Genomic DNA, 14,447 nt, shown 5'->3' on the forward strand with positions numbered 1-14,447 from the left:
ACGGTCACCCTTCATAGTTCGTCGGATGATGACCATGCGCTTTGAAGGGTTGTGCAAAGTATTTACTTGTTCGATCAAGCTCGCGTCTTGGGGCAGCCGGGCTACCTGCAAGTACGACGTATTCCTCTTTATGCTGGCGCGCAACTACGCTGCCCATACCGACAAATGTACCATTGTTCACCAGCGAACCTGGGATAAAACGGCACGCCGCCCCGATATAACACCAGTCTCCGATTTCCACTGAGCGCGTCACAGTAATATTCAATGGGTCAGCACTATGAGTATAAATAATCGTTGATCGCCCGGCAATGATAGTGTTATTTCCTATTCTCACACCGCCTGAAGCCTCGATAAAATGGAACCTGCGGATGGAACTGTTACGCCCTAATCTTAGCCACCCTTTACCAGCTCCCGTGATCCAATTGAGAGATTCAATCTTTGAACCGCTTGCCATTTCGAGTTCTGATAATCGGTGCAAAAGATTAAAATGCCCGATCCTTACATAATCTCCAAGGTGAAGCCTACGTACATTTACAAGCGAACAACCAATGTAGCAACCTCGCCCGATCTTTGCACCACCGGCTCTCAGCAAAACAATCTTGAGAGGGTTGGGGATCACAGCTATTAATAAAGTGATAAGTAGACACAAAGCGCGCTTCATAACCGCAAATCCACGCTGTCAACTGGAAGCACATTTTTAAGATCGTAGACGACATGCTCCTGCTTGCCGTAGGAACGTATAGTTTCAATCCCAAGCTTAGTGAATTCTTTGTGCGCCACCGTCAGAATAATCGCGTCGTAGGCACCACTTTGAACCTCGTCAATAGGCTTCAAGCCATACTCGCGTTCAGCCTCTACTGCATCAATCCATGGGTCACAGACATCAACATGTATACCGTAGTCGTGTAGTTCCGTGATGACGTCGACTACCCGAGTATTACGCAGATCAGGACAGTTCTCCTTGAACGAAAGACCCAGTACCAAGACGCGAGCGCCATTGACTTGTATGCGTCGTTTGAGCATCGCTTTAATGGTCTGGCCAGCTACATATGAACCCATGCCATCATTGATGCGACGACCGGCAAGAATCACCTGCGGATGGTAGCCGAGGCTTTCGGCTTTGTGTGTCAGATAATAGGGATCAACACCGATGCAGTGCCCTCCTACCAACCCTGGACGGAATGGAAGAAAATTCCATTTTGTACCAGCTGCTCTCAATACAGCTTCGGTATCAATTCCCATGCGGTTGAAGATGATGGCCAGTTCGTTGATGAGAGCGATATTGAGATCGCGCTGCGTGTTTTCGATCACCTTTGCAGCCTCCGCCACACGGATGCTTTCAGCCTTGTACGTTCCGGCGGTAACGATAGAGGCATAAAGTTCATTCACCGTATCGGCAATTTGTGGCGTCGAGCCTGAAGTCACTTTGCAGATTGTAGTCAACCGGTGCGCCTTATCACCGGGATTAATGCGTTCAGGCGAATACCCGGCAAAGAAATCAACATTAAACTTCAGTTCCGACATCCGCTCAAGTACCGGAACACAGTCATCTTCCGTTGCACCGGGATAAACAGTGGATTCGTAGATAACGATATCGCCCTTCTTTAGCACCCGCCCAACGGTTTCAGAAGCTCGGAGCAACGGAGTAAGATCAGGTCGCTTATGAGCGTCGATTGGTGTAGGCACTGTGACGATGTAGATATTGGCTTTAGCCAACTCTTTCATTTCCGACGTCAAATCAAGTTGAGCTGCCTCGGCCAATTCCTCCGCCGAAACTTCCTGTGTATGATCTTTGCCTGCGCGTAGTTCCGTGATTCTGTCCTGATTAATATCAAAACCGATTACAGCGTACTTCTTACCGAACTCGACTGCCAAAGGCAGGCCTACATATCCTAAGCCAATTACAGCGATGATCGGTTCTTTTAAAACGCTCATGTTTCCTGCATCACTTTCCATAATATTCGCGAAACCAAGCTACGAATTTCGCGATACCATCGCGGAAGTCGGTTTGCGGGCGGTATCCGGTCAGCCGTTGCAGCAGTTCGGCATTGGCCCATGTTGCAGGTACATCACCCTTCTGCATTCCTAAATAATTACGACTTGCTTTTTTTCCCACGCATTCTTCAATTGAATCAATAAAATCGAGCAATCGCACCTTGTCTGAATTACCTATATTTACAATACGAAAGGGTGCGACTGGTGAAAGACTATCACCAGGGACAATCTCCTCCTTAGTCAGCGGACGTATAGGGGGCGTATCGATCAAAAGACGGATGCCACGCACTAAATCATCAACATAAGTAAAGTCACGATGCATATCGCCGTTATTATATACGTCAATCGGCCGGTCATCGAGGATTGCATCTACGAATTTGTAAAGCGCTAAATCTGGGCGCCCCCAAGTGCCATATACTGTAAAGAACCGAAACATCGTAGTAGGCAAATCCCACAAATGTGCATAGGCGTGCGCCATGCTTTCATTCGCTTTCTTGGTTGCCGCATATATCGTCAGTTGAGTATCGGCCTTCTCTGTTTCAATAAACGGCATCTCGTCATTCGCACCATAAACCGACGACGTTGAAGCCATTAGCAAATGTTCCACAGTCAATCGTCGCGCCGCTTCCATAACATTGAAAGTTCCGATCACATTTGAGTCGAGGTAAGCGCGTGGATTTTCGAGACTATAACGTACCCCTGCCTGAGCTGCGAGATGGACGATAACATCCGGACGAAAATCATCGGCGATGCTATCAAAAAGCGCCTGATCTTCAAGCATGCCTTCAGTTGTGGAGAAATTACCATTCTGCAGGAGCATCTCCTGACGACGACGCTTTAAATTTACGTCGTAATAATCCGTAATACCATCATAGCCATGGACACGGAAACCTTCCGATAAAAGAAGACACGCCAAATGGAACCCGATGAAACCAGCCGTTCCAGTGATTAAAACGCGCTTCATGCCCATATACCCCGTGTATCAACAATGCGGCCGTTGCTTGGGCGTTGATCGGCGAACAAATTGTGGTCCACTAACATGACATGAACGTCACTGTTTTTAGCCACTTCAAGACTAGAGAGTCTGGCGTTCCCCAACCCCTCTGGCAGCCTTTCAATATTTGGCTCTACTATCAGCAACAGGCCGGCGTGTTCTTTGGCCAAATCTCGCGCGATTTCTAGTGCTGGGCTTTCGCGCAAATCATCAATGTTCGGTTTGAATGCTAAGCCGTAAATGGAGAGGCTCACTTCACTAGCACTTTTCGCCCCTCTCTCCATTAAATGCGCACCGACTGCTGCACGGACTTTTTCTATTACCCATTTTGGTTTTGAGTCATTAACATCACGCGCTGCTCGTATTAACTTTGCCTGTTCAGGTGCAGAAGAAATAAGGAACCAAGGATCTACCGCGATGCAATGACCACCGACGCCCGGCCCCGGTTGTAGAACTTTGACCCGAGGATGACGATTTGCTAGTTCAATTAATTCCCAAACGTCGATATGCATGCGATCACAAATCAACGACAATTCATTAGCAAACGCGATATTTACATCTCTAAAGCTATTTTCCGTCAGCTTTGCCATCTCTGCGACACGCGGATTGCTTGCAATAACGCATTCGCCTGTAACAAATGTTTGATAGAGATCTGCTGCCACCTTTGAACAGTAAGAGGTCATCCCTCCAATGACTCGGTCGTTGGATATCAATTCCATCATAACTTTACCTGGAAGCACACGTTCGGGACAATGAGCGATACGAATGTCTGATTCTTCACCATGCGTTTGTGGAAATGTGAGATCAGGACGAGCCTTAGCCAGCCATTCAGCCATTAACTCCGTGGCTCCGACAGGAGAGGTGCTCTCCAAGATTACTAAATTTCCGGTTACTAGTACGGGAGCAATAGCGTTGGCAGCCTTCTCAATATAGCTTAAGTCTGGGTCATGGTTCTCTCCGTTAAACGGAGTTGGTACAGCTATCAAAAACGCTTCGGCAGGCTCCGGCATCAAGGTTGCCCGCAGCAACTTCTGTTGCACAGTTGCTCGAACTACAATGTCCAATTCGGGTTCAATAATATGAACCCCTCCACCATTAATTGTGTCAGCCACGCTCGCATTAACGTCTACCCCGATTACTTCTATCCCGCGCGAAGCAAACAATGCAGCCGTTGGCAATCCTATGTAACCCAAACCGATAACCGAAATCCGGTGGAATATCCTAGTTCTCATGTCTGTTCTAATCTTTTCCAGCTGTTGCAAATTCACGAATAGCAGCGAGAATTCTACCCGCGGCTTTACCATCGCCATATGGATTTTGAACTTTCGACATTGTCTTCGATAATGTGGGATCATCTAAAAGACGTGAGACTTCTTTAACTATGAGCTCAGCATCCGTTCCTACAAGTCTAACTGAACCCGCCTCTACCGCCTCTGGTCGTTCCGTTGTTTGACGCATTACCAGTACCGGCTTGCCTAACGAGGGAGCTTCCTCTTGCACACCCCCGGAGTCGGTCAAGATTATATCTGCACGATCCATTAACCACACAAATGGTAAATATTCCTGCGGTTCTATCAACTGAATATTGGGATGGGCACCTAACCGTTCATTAACCGGCCTACCCACGTTGGGATTAAGATGAACTGGGTATATAATTTGGATGTCGTCTCGCTGAGCCAACAAAGAAAGTGCGTCGCAAATCCTATCAAATCCTGCACCAAAACTCTCTCGTCTATGTCCCGTCACCAATATGAGCCGCTTGTTGTCATTAATATTGAACTTATCTGAATAAACCCTATTTATTTTTTTGTCGGCACGTAGCAGCTTTATTACATCAAATAGGGCATCAATTACCGTGTTACCGGTAACATAAATCGTTTGATCAGAAACATTCTCGGCTAGTAGGTTATAACGTGATGTTTGGGTGGGTGCAAAATGGAGCTGCGCAATTACCGCGGTCAGTCTTCTATTTACCTCTTCCGGCCAAGGTGAATAAATATTGCCTGTCCTCAAACCAGCTTCTACATGCCCAACTGCGATCTGACTATAATATGCCGCTAAAGAAGCACTGAACGCTGTAGTTGTATCACCATGCACAAGCACTAAGTCTGGACTAAAATCATTGATTACAGACTTGACCCCATCTAATACACCAATGGTGATCTCCGTTAACCCTTGCCCTGGCTGCATCAAATTGAGATCATAGTCTGGTACTATGTCAAACAATGAAAGAACTTGGTCTAACATTTCACGATGCTGCGCGGTAATACAAACACGAGATTCAATATCTTCCGCAGAATTAAGCGCACTGATGATTGGCGCCATTTTAATTGCTTCCGGTCGGGTTCCAAAAATCGATAAAACTCGCAGTTTTTTGCTCTTCAGATTCATTATGATATCCATCAATACTTTTGTTCAAGCACACTGTGGTTCACAGAAAATTATCGGACCAAATAGTTGTTACTTCACTCCGTTTAGAAATTCCACGCTATCGCGCTCCATAACCGGTGAGAACAATCCGAATTGTTCTAAGAACTATCACAATATCAAGCCACAACGAGAAATTTTTAATATAATAAAAATCATAGTAAAGCTTCTCATTTACTTCATTTACTGACGCAACGTGCCCCTGTTTTACCTGAGCCCAACCTGTAATACCAGGATGGACAATATGTCGGTAACTATAAAACGGAAGTTCGGATTCATACCATAGCGACAACACATCGGCTTCTGGTCGGGGGCCAATCCAACTCATCTCACCACGAAGCACATTTACTATTTGAGGCAGTTCATCGAGGCGTGATTTACGAAGAAACCGCCCGAGCCTGGTTATGCGAGGGTCGTCATCCAAGGTTATTGCCTTATCTCGTGAGGATCCAGACAGATCATTCTCAACTCTCATGGTTCTAAACTTATAGACCGTGAATACCGCTCCGCGATATCCCATCCGTGTCTGCCTAAACAAAGCTGGACCAGGCGTGTCAAGTCGGATTGCCAAGCCGACTATTATTAGTAAAGGTAGCCCGAGAATTAGGACGATTAGTGCAATAAACCGATCAATTATGCGCTTTATGGGGAGGTATAGCTGACTAGGTGTAAGAGAACCCAGTGTATTTTCGGATAAGTGCTCAATCGTTACTCGACCGGTTAACGATTCTATAACTTGCTTTACATGATAAACTGGCGTGCCGGCCAAAACTGTATCAGTAATAAATCGCTCCCAATCGGGAGAGAAATCTGTTCTCAAATCTGCGACAACGCCGTGTATACTTGATAATTTCTGTTCAGGCTGATCAATTAGCAACCAACGAACTGACTTGATCGTCTTGAGTTGATCTGTTTGACCTCCTGGAATAATTGCAAGATGAAAGGGTTTCATCTTGGCATTAAAAATGTAAACTCCAAAGTACCAAATAGAAGAGATTAAAAAGGATCCTCCCGCCTGCAATCGGCTATACTCAATTCGGAACAAAAGAATACTGACAAAAACTATTCCGTAACCTAATACGAATGCTGGCAATATCGTACTAAATCCTGTTGTACCAGGAAAAGATTCCAGTCTTTTGTAAATGGCATAACCACTCAAGTGTGCTATTATAGCAGCAATAACCGTTACTTGATAATTAACAGTCTCCAATGTATCCCAAGCATAAAGGATGCGGAATATTATTGGCAACCCTATGGCGGTCAGTAGTCCACCGATGAGTTGATATCGCATTCGCGACATAAAATGCCGCCCTGATCGAGACGCAATCATATTGGCATATGCCTTCGAACTATACCTCCAGTCCGCCACGAACGTTCTGGACACCCCACCGAGACAAAGAAGCGAAACCGCCTCTCTTCATCCTAACTTACACTTCCTGAGTGACATTTATATGTTAATATAATAATAACTATAAAATAATTACTGCTTGTGGCAGTCTTATCAGACTGCATCACAGATTTACTATAACCGTTCAAACAGTTCCGTAATACAAGATATATTCTCTTATAAGCTCCCCTCCACCAACAGGTCGCTAGCCTTGTTAATGATTTATCCCCGCTTATATTTCATCAACCATCTTGTCAACAGCCAAATCGACGATTAGGTCTTATCAGAATTCTTGCTTCTGCCAATTTGACGACGGCGAGATAGTTCCGCGGTCTTTATCATAACGGGTGGCGATGCCTCTTAGAGTCTGAATCATAATGAATGTAAGGATATCATTCCCTTGCGATGCGCCGGGTGAGCAGGCGAATGTTTGCGATGTAGATCCATGCTTCAGCAGACGTGACGGTTTTCTCAAAGTCTTTGGCTAATCTGCGGCATCGACCTAACCATGCAAATGTGCGCTCAACGACCTATTTAGTCCCGGCATTTGATGGATTGGATTTAACCTGAAACGTTCTGGTTCTTTTGTCCAGCATTTGCAGATGAATTCGTATGGAGTGAGGCCTTTGAGTGTCTTTAGGCGGCGACCGAAATTGTAAGCGATGACAAAATCGTTGAGGTGTGTTCGTAATTGGGCGTTGCCATCGTAATGGAGGCGCTTGACGGTAGCCTCTTTGTTGTTTCGGTTCATCCGCTCAACTTGATCATTCGTCCAGAGATGCTTAGGTTTGGTCAGCCTATGCTCGATGCCGTGCCGCCAGCAAGTCCGGTCAAACGGATGGCCGCGGAACCGGGCGGTTGGTCCGTTTCTGTTCTTGGGGATATCAGCGAACTAGATGCCGTTGTCGGTCAGAACGGTGTGTATTGCGTTAGGAACAGCGGCCTGCAATGCTTCCACGAAGTCTGATGCTGTTTTTGTGGTGGCACGCTCAACCAGTTGAATGAAGGCGAACTTGGACGTCCTGTCGGTTGCCACATACAGGTAGAGCTTGCCTTCTGCGGTCTAGACCTCGGCCAGGTCGATGTGAAAATAGCCGATAGCATAGGCTTTGAATTTCTTCTTCGACGGCTTGTCACCATCAACATCCGGCAGTCTCGAAACCCCATGGCGTTGCAGGCAACGATGTAATGACGATCGCGTCAGGTGCGGAATTGTCGGTTGAAGAGCATAGAGGCAATCATCCAGCGCCAGCAGGGTGTGTCGCCGGAACGCGATGATGATCGCCTCCTCTTCTTCATTCAGAACAGTTGAACGCGGTTCTCTCGGCCCGGTTTTAAGATCCTCGACCGTCGCCCGCTTGCGCCATTTCAGAACTGTTTTCGCATTGATCCCGTAGATCCGGCTCAGCCGCGCGGCCGAAGTCTGCGATCGCTGTATTGCAGCTCGGACTGCGTGCGTGGTCGTGGCGCTTCCGCGACGAATTTGGCCCATAGTGCTTCCTTCCATGCTGTGGAAAATATCGCACCATCAAACGCTAGGATCAAACACTTGGAGCCTGTTCCAAAAGAGGGTTGAGCGATTTCAGCAGGTTATGATTCAATCGGATTTCTGACATACGATGGAGATCACGATGACCTGGACTGAAACCGCTCGGCGACAGTATGAACGTCGCAATTCGCGTTATGCAAGATGGGGTGGTTGCCGCCCTCCGCGATGGCATCCATATGTGCTATGAAGGTGGTGTTCTAATCCCCTAGCGTAAGGACCGCGACCATGTCTAAGGATATTATGATTGGAGTGGATTTAGCAAAGAATGTTTTCCAACTGCACGCCACATCGATGATGGGTGAGCTGATCTTTCGCAAGAAGCTTTCTCGGCAGAATTTTCCTAAATTTATGGCCAATCAGCCACCTGCTGTGATCGTGATGGAAGCCTGCGGCAGTGCACATCACTGGGCTCGAGAAATGATTGGCTTTGGTCATGAGGTTAAGTTAATCGCACCGCATTATGTGAAGCCTTTCGTTAAGCGCCAGAAAAACGATGCTGCAGATGCCGAAGCTATTGTGATCGCGGCGCAGCGTCCTGAAATGCGCTTCGTTGAGCCGAAGTCTGTTGAGCAACAAAGCAAAATATTTTTGTTTCGTGCAAGAGAGCGCCTTGTTCATCAGCGTACCGAGTTGATCAATGCGCTCAGAGCTGGCCTTTACGAATATGGACATGCCGTACCGCAAGGAGTTCGCCAAATCAGGCGGATCGAAGAGATCCTCAATGACCATAATACCGACATGCCTGATTTGATGCGGGAGGAATGTCTGGAGTTATTCAGACAAATCGCAGAAACGACTGCCCGCATCGATGCCCGTACTGCCAAAATCAAGGCTTTGTCGGCTGACGGTGACACCGCGCGGCGGCTGCAGACGATGCCAGGAGTTGGACCAATGACAGCCCTAGCCGTTGAAGCATTTGCACCTCCCATGGATTGTTTCCGGAACGGTCGCGACTTCGCGGCTTGGCTCGGGCTTGTACCGCGCCAGTTCTCATCCGGCGGTAAGGAGCGGCTCGGCCGCCTGTCAAAGGCAGGACAAGCCGATATCCGTAAGCTGCTGATAATTGGTGCGATGTCGCGTCTTAATTGGATGGGGCGGAAATCTATTCCACCAGGCTCGTGGCGATCACATTAGCCAATAAGATGGCGCGAATGATATGGGCGATGCTAACAAAAAATGAGGAATACCGATATTCGGCACAGGTAGCAGTGGATTAATGGACTCTTAGCGCAAACTACCTGAGGTCGGATAGATGGGTGTGAGAAGGAGATGATACGAATGGGCGAACTGATCGAGATCGAGAAAACCAGTAAATCACTTTGAGCTTACAGCTCGAATGCAAGATTTGGACTTGATCCGCAGATCACCATACCGGCCAGCGGCTTCTGAACATGCCGCATTCACAGGCCTTACAGAAGACCGCACTCGATCACACGCACATCGACTCAAAAACCTCTTGCATTCCGGGCGGCAACCACAGAAGCGATTTAACGGATGTGGAATGGTCGATTATAGAGCCGCTGATGCCCGCGTCCAAGCACCTTGGACGGCCTCGAAAGTCAGATCTACGTGAAGTGTTGAACGCGCTACTTTATATAGCCTCTTCAGGCTGCACCTGGCGGCTCCTGCCAACGGATTTTCCGCCATTTTCAACGGTACAGAAATACTCTCACGGTGGCGAGATGAAGGAACACTGAGCGCGATCAACAACACGCTTGTTATGACGGCACGCGAGGTGGCGGATAAGCAACCCAGCCCCACGGCTGGCGTGATCGATAGCCACTCGGTGAAAACCACGGAAAGTGGCGGCATACGGGGCTTTGATGCGGGAAAGAAGATCAACGGTCGCAAGCGTCATATTGTGGTTGATACACTCGGTTTGATGGTCGGTCTTGTGATCCATTCGGCTGGTATTCAGGACCGAGATCGTGCGCCAGATGTCTTGAAAACCATTCTCAAACGTTGGCCTTGGTTGCGGCATATGTTTGCTGACGGGGGATACGCAGGACCAAAGCTCAAAGGCAGGTTGGAAAAGGTCGGGAAGTTTACATTGGAAATTGTCAAGCGGTCCGATCACACTGAAGGTTTTAAACTACTCCCACGCAGATGGGTTGTCGAGCGCACTTTTGCATGGCTGGGACGGTGTCGCAGACTGGCCAAAGACTTCGAGAAACCCACCGCTTCTTCCGAAGCCTGGGTCTACATCGCAAACATACGCTTCCTCACGCGGCGCATAGCAAGAGCCTGATATCGTTATATTCATTATGATTCAGGCTCTAGGGATTTTATAGTAAAATTTAATTTACTGAAAAGCGTAGTGGAATTCGGGGTTTTTTCGCGGTCACCACGATGTTTATGCTATTAACAAACGATCAACATTTAACTACAGTTTAGCTGCTATGAAATTATGTCTAATTACATATGATAGACCTCATCAGAAGACTACGCAGGTCGCACAAGGACTTTATATTCGAGGCTTTCGAAGCGTGAGCTTTCTTTTGATGCCTTTTATACAAAGATCAACACGCGATATAATTTTTGCTCATCGCCCTAATCAAATTGAAGGTCTTAAACCTCAATATCTTGCGAACAGTTTTAATGGAAATATTTATAACTATGACAACTGGCTATCTATAGTTGATGAATACGATTATTTTCTAGTCTGTGGCTCAAACCTTATCGATCGCGCCTTTGCCCTAACTGGAAAAATCTTAAATGTCCACTCTGGACTCATCCCAATCGTTCGTGGGCTCGATTCTTTTAAGTGGGCTATTCTGAACGATGCTCCATTAGGAAATACGTTACATCAGATCAGCCCAGAAATAGACGCCGGATTAATTATTTGCCATTGGCAAACAAAAGTCTTTCTTAAAGATAGCATCCAAACGTTGGCTAAACGACACTATCAGAACGAGATTTGGATGCTAGTGCACTTTGATAAACTATTCACGGGACCAGTCTCCAGTTATTCCATAAAGGCCGCGACTAAACGCATGTCAATCAAAAATGAATTAATTATGTTGGATTATTTTGATACCTATAAGAGTATTAATGCAGTGGAATGAGCTTTAACCCGTTTTCAATTGTCTACAATGAACGCCACTCAGCTATGACAAACGATATTTCCGATTTATCACGCACTCACGCTCCAAGGACATTCTCCGTATAGGTTTTAAGATTTTCCCGTTTGATGTTTGACGGCATCTCGCAGTCAAGGGTTAAATTGCAAGGCTACCTCAGACAGATATTATCGTCTTCGATGGCGCTTATCCACCTCTTATCATCAGGCAAACCTCACGCAAATCTGACTTGCAAGGGCGGGCAAGATGGTAGGGTATGCACTGAGCCCCAACATTGGACCGCAGGGAATTAGAATTTTCCGGCTCTCATCCCAATGGCTGGCTGATAACGCCACCGGGATTATGCAAGGCAATCGGTACGTTATATCCGATTGCCGAATGAGGACGATCCTCATTGTAGTGTCTAAGCCAATTCTCTACCTTTTCGCGCGCATCTTCAAGCGTTAAGAACCAGTGTGCGTTCAAACATTCCGCACGAAGCTTGCTGTTGAAGGCCTCGAAAATCCGTTGTCCGTCGGCTTCCCGGGCCTGGAGAAGTCCAGCGTCACTTCGTTGGCATAAGCCCACAGATCTAGGTCACGCGAAACAAACTCACTTCCGTAACACCTTCGGAATAACGCCAGTTTTTAGGCTATGGCCAAGCTGCGACGCCTTTCAAATTGCGTGAGCAGGTTGGCCATAGCCGGTCTCAGGTCTCACAGTGGTTTTACAAAGCCACACTGCAAAGGAGACTGGCTATGACCGAGTGCAATATTACAGCGTCTACCCCTGTACTGGTAGCTATTGATATATCGAAAGGACGCCATGAGGTGCTTATCGAAGTGCCGGACAAAAAGCGTCGTCGTCGGGTTAGCGTGCTGAACACTCTTGACGAGTTTGAGCGCCTGATCAATCTGCTGCGTAGTTTTCAGCGTCCCGTCCGCGTCGCAATTGAAGCAACAGGAAACTATCATCGCGCATTGGCGTTTCAGCTGGGCACGGCCGGTTTTAACATCAAGCTGATTTCATCAGTTGCACTGGCGCGGACGAGAGAGGCATTGCATAATTCCTGGGATAAAAATGACCCGAAAGATGCTCAGGTTATTTTGCATATGGTGACAATCGGCGCCGAGCAATTCTATCACGATCCACTGTTGAACGGCACAAATGGCATTCAGGAACTGTCTAAGACACACGACATGATATGAAGGGCAAAGACTGAACTGTGGCATCGTATCCTGACACATTATTTGCCTTTGTATTTCCGGGAAGCCGATCGCTTTCATCGCAGTTCTCGCAGCGACTGGTTTTTCGCGTTCCTTGAACTGTTTCCATCGCCACACTTCATCGCGGCTTTGAGCAAAGAAGCTTTCATCGCAGCGGCCTGGGATGTGGTTGGCCGCAAAGTTGGTAAAGAGCGTTTGTTATCAGATATTTATGCAACTTCTATACGTTCGATTGGCCATCCTGTTACACCGGAATCCGATGCCATCGTGATGTTTCGAATGGTTCTGGCTGAGGGCAGAAGCCTTATAGCCCAACGTAATTTGATCGAAGCACGTGCAGTTGAGATGTTCAAAGACAATCCTGATTACAAACTGCTGACAACTATCCCCGGCATTGGCCCGATCAATGCTTTGACGATCCTGGCAGGAGCGGGTGACCTACGGCGTTTCAATCACCACCGTCAGTTCCTGAGGTTTTGTGGCATGGGTCTGGCAACCATCCAATCAGGCATGTTTCGTGGTCAGACAAAGCTCTCCAAATATGGAAATGCGCGATTGAGGCGGACTTTATGGATGGCAGCTCAGGTTGCCATATTGCAGCGCCCCAATAGCTTTCGCGACAAATTTAAGCGCTACATCACAAAAGAACGACACAACACCCATTTACGCCGCAAGGCGTTGACAGCAATCGCCGCCAAAATGGCTCGAACCGTGAACGCAGTCATCAAAAGCGGCGAAACATATCGTCCCTTTTATGAGGGGGCGATCCACAGCAGAAGGACCTTTCTCGGACAGTGCCGTGGAGGCGCTCATACATGCAGCGACCTCGTACATAATGTTCAGGCCTTCCGCTCGACGGCAAAAGGATCTCGTCTTAAGGACGGTGAGAGCCGCGATAACGCGTACTCTGTGTTTGTTATGGGATAGACCGTTCGTTGACGATCGGCGCGGCCTATATCATAATCCAACGCATCGGTAAAAAGACCGACGCGATAATGACCTGTTGCTAAATCGGGCGTTCATTCCGAATATAGGACGTTATCCACACGAATTGTGCGGGGTTAGGCGCGCCATTCGATGATCTGGTTGAGGCAGCGAATGACACGCTCAGCTGGTAGTGAGAAGTCGACTTCAATGCCGAACCCCTCGCGATTAAAGTCATCGATCACGTTCAGCGTCCGGAACGAGCGACCGTCAGCGAGTTGATCGACCAGGTCGGGTTGGGTTGTTCTGGTACTGCCAGAGGTTCAGGCCGTTCCCGGATTAGACGCTTTCTGAGCTTGATCCTGAGATTGAGCCCGAGCTTGCGGCAAATACGGTAAACTTGGCTGTGGTTCCAGCCAAAGCCCTAGATTTTACCCAGATAAAGGAAGCACAGGCCAAAACCCCATGCATTGTGCGCCGTCGTCAGGCGCAAAAGCCAGTCGGCAATCTCTTCGTTCTCGCTGCCCAGCTTACGTTCATAGCGATAGCACGTCTCGCTGACCCCGAACGTCCGGCACGCTAGCGCGACTTTGACATTATGTTTCTGGACCGCTTGCATGGCCATCTCCTTGCGCTGAGATGGCATCAGCGCTTTTTTCCGAGGCTTCCTTCAGAAGATCGTTTTGCATGCTTAATTCTGCATACATCTTCTTAAGCCGACAGTTCACGATAACAGGCCCTTGCGATACGCCACGTAAGGAAGCGGATATTTGCGATGTAGATCCAGACTTCGGAAGAAGCGATGGTTTTCTCGAAGTCTTCGGCCAGTCTGCGACACCGCACCAGCAATACAAATGTTCGCTCGGCAACCCGTCGACGCGGGATG

The 14,447-nt window shown here is 47.8% G+C and carries 8 protein-coding genes and 6 pseudogenes; 4 read left to right on the forward strand and 10 right to left on the reverse strand.

What is annotated here, in order from left to right:
• Positions 1 to 4: 4 nt before the first annotated feature.
• From OPR82_RS11455 to OPR82_RS11490, 8 genes and pseudogenes are all read right to left on the reverse strand, one after another.
• Entirely contained in the window at positions 5 to 661 is a 657-nt protein-coding gene (locus tag OPR82_RS11455; protein ID WP_265984907.1) for an acyltransferase, read from the reverse strand.
• A complete protein-coding gene (gene tviB, locus OPR82_RS11460; RefSeq protein WP_323054547.1) occupies positions 658 to 1,956 on the reverse strand; it encodes a Vi polysaccharide biosynthesis UDP-N-acetylglucosamine C-6 dehydrogenase TviB in 1,299 nt (432 codons plus the stop codon). The genes OPR82_RS11455 and tviB overlap by 4 nt, the downstream gene beginning before the upstream one ends.
• Positions 1,946 to 2,959 (reverse strand): NAD-dependent epimerase/dehydratase family protein, encoded by a 1,014-nt coding sequence (locus OPR82_RS11465; RefSeq protein WP_265984908.1) that lies wholly within the window; start codon positions 2,957 to 2,959, stop codon positions 1,946 to 1,948. Before OPR82_RS11465 ends, tviB begins: the two co-directional genes overlap by 11 nt.
• Positions 2,956 to 4,257, reverse strand: coding sequence for a UDP-N-acetyl-D-mannosamine dehydrogenase (wecC, locus tag OPR82_RS11470; protein ID WP_323054548.1), 1,302 nt, complete (start codon positions 4,255 to 4,257; stop codon positions 2,956 to 2,958). The genes OPR82_RS11465 and wecC overlap by 4 nt, the downstream gene beginning before the upstream one ends.
• A complete protein-coding gene (wecB, locus tag OPR82_RS11475) occupies positions 4,229 to 5,380 on the reverse strand; it encodes a non-hydrolyzing UDP-N-acetylglucosamine 2-epimerase (protein WP_265984909.1) in 1,152 nt (383 codons plus the stop codon). The genes wecC and wecB overlap by 29 nt, the downstream gene beginning before the upstream one ends.
• A gap of 97 nt (positions 5,381 to 5,477) precedes the next feature.
• Positions 5,478 to 6,716, reverse strand: a complete 1,239-nt coding sequence (locus tag OPR82_RS11480; RefSeq protein ID WP_265984910.1) for a sugar transferase — start codon at positions 6,714 to 6,716, stop codon at positions 5,478 to 5,480.
• Between the two features lie 479 nt (positions 6,717 to 7,195).
• A pseudogene (locus OPR82_RS11485) lies at positions 7,196 to 7,333 on the reverse strand (IS5/IS1182 family transposase); the annotation flags it as partial.
• Positions 7,306 to 8,295 (reverse strand): annotated as a pseudogene (locus OPR82_RS11490) (IS481 family transposase). The pseudogenes OPR82_RS11490 and OPR82_RS11485, both read right to left, overlap by 28 nt.
• A gap of 282 nt (positions 8,296 to 8,577) precedes the next feature.
• Between OPR82_RS11490 and OPR82_RS11495 the strand changes: the two are divergent.
• The 3 genes and pseudogenes from OPR82_RS11495 (at position 8,578) to OPR82_RS11505 (ending at position 11,417) form a co-directional block, all read left to right on the forward strand.
• A pseudogene (locus OPR82_RS11495) lies at positions 8,578 to 9,569 on the forward strand (IS110 family RNA-guided transposase).
• Between the two features lie 222 nt (positions 9,570 to 9,791).
• Positions 9,792 to 10,600, forward strand: a protein-coding gene (locus tag OPR82_RS11500) for an IS5 family transposase (RefSeq protein ID WP_323054549.1) whose coding sequence is annotated in 2 segments (ribosomal slippage) — positions 9,792 to 10,026 and positions 10,026 to 10,600 — 810 coding nt in all. Because the reading frame shifts where the segments join, the coding sequence is not laid out codon by codon here.
• Between the two features lie 238 nt (positions 10,601 to 10,838).
• A complete protein-coding gene (locus OPR82_RS11505) occupies positions 10,839 to 11,417 on the forward strand; it encodes a formyltransferase family protein (RefSeq protein ID WP_265984911.1) in 579 nt (192 codons plus the stop codon).
• Positions 11,418 to 11,738: 321 nt separating this feature from the next.
• Here the strand turns inward: OPR82_RS11505 and OPR82_RS11510 are convergent.
• Positions 11,739 to 12,031, reverse strand: a pseudogene (locus OPR82_RS11510) (integrase core domain-containing protein); the annotation flags it as partial.
• Positions 12,032 to 12,169: 138 nt separating this feature from the next.
• Here OPR82_RS11510 and OPR82_RS11515 point away from each other — a divergent pair.
• A pseudogene (locus tag OPR82_RS11515) lies at positions 12,170 to 13,426 on the forward strand (IS110 family RNA-guided transposase); the annotation flags it as partial.
• Between the two features lie 275 nt (positions 13,427 to 13,701).
• On the opposite strand, the pseudogene OPR82_RS11520 reads toward OPR82_RS11515, so the two are convergent.
• Positions 13,702 to 14,286 (reverse strand): annotated as a pseudogene (locus OPR82_RS11520) (IS3 family transposase); the annotation flags it as partial.
• Between the last annotated feature and the right edge of the window lie 161 nt (positions 14,287 to 14,447).

Origin of the sequence: Ochrobactrum chromiisoli (assembly GCF_026241335.1) — a bacterium.
Taxonomy (GTDB): domain Bacteria; phylum Pseudomonadota; class Alphaproteobacteria; order Rhizobiales; family Rhizobiaceae; genus Brucella; species Brucella chromiisoli.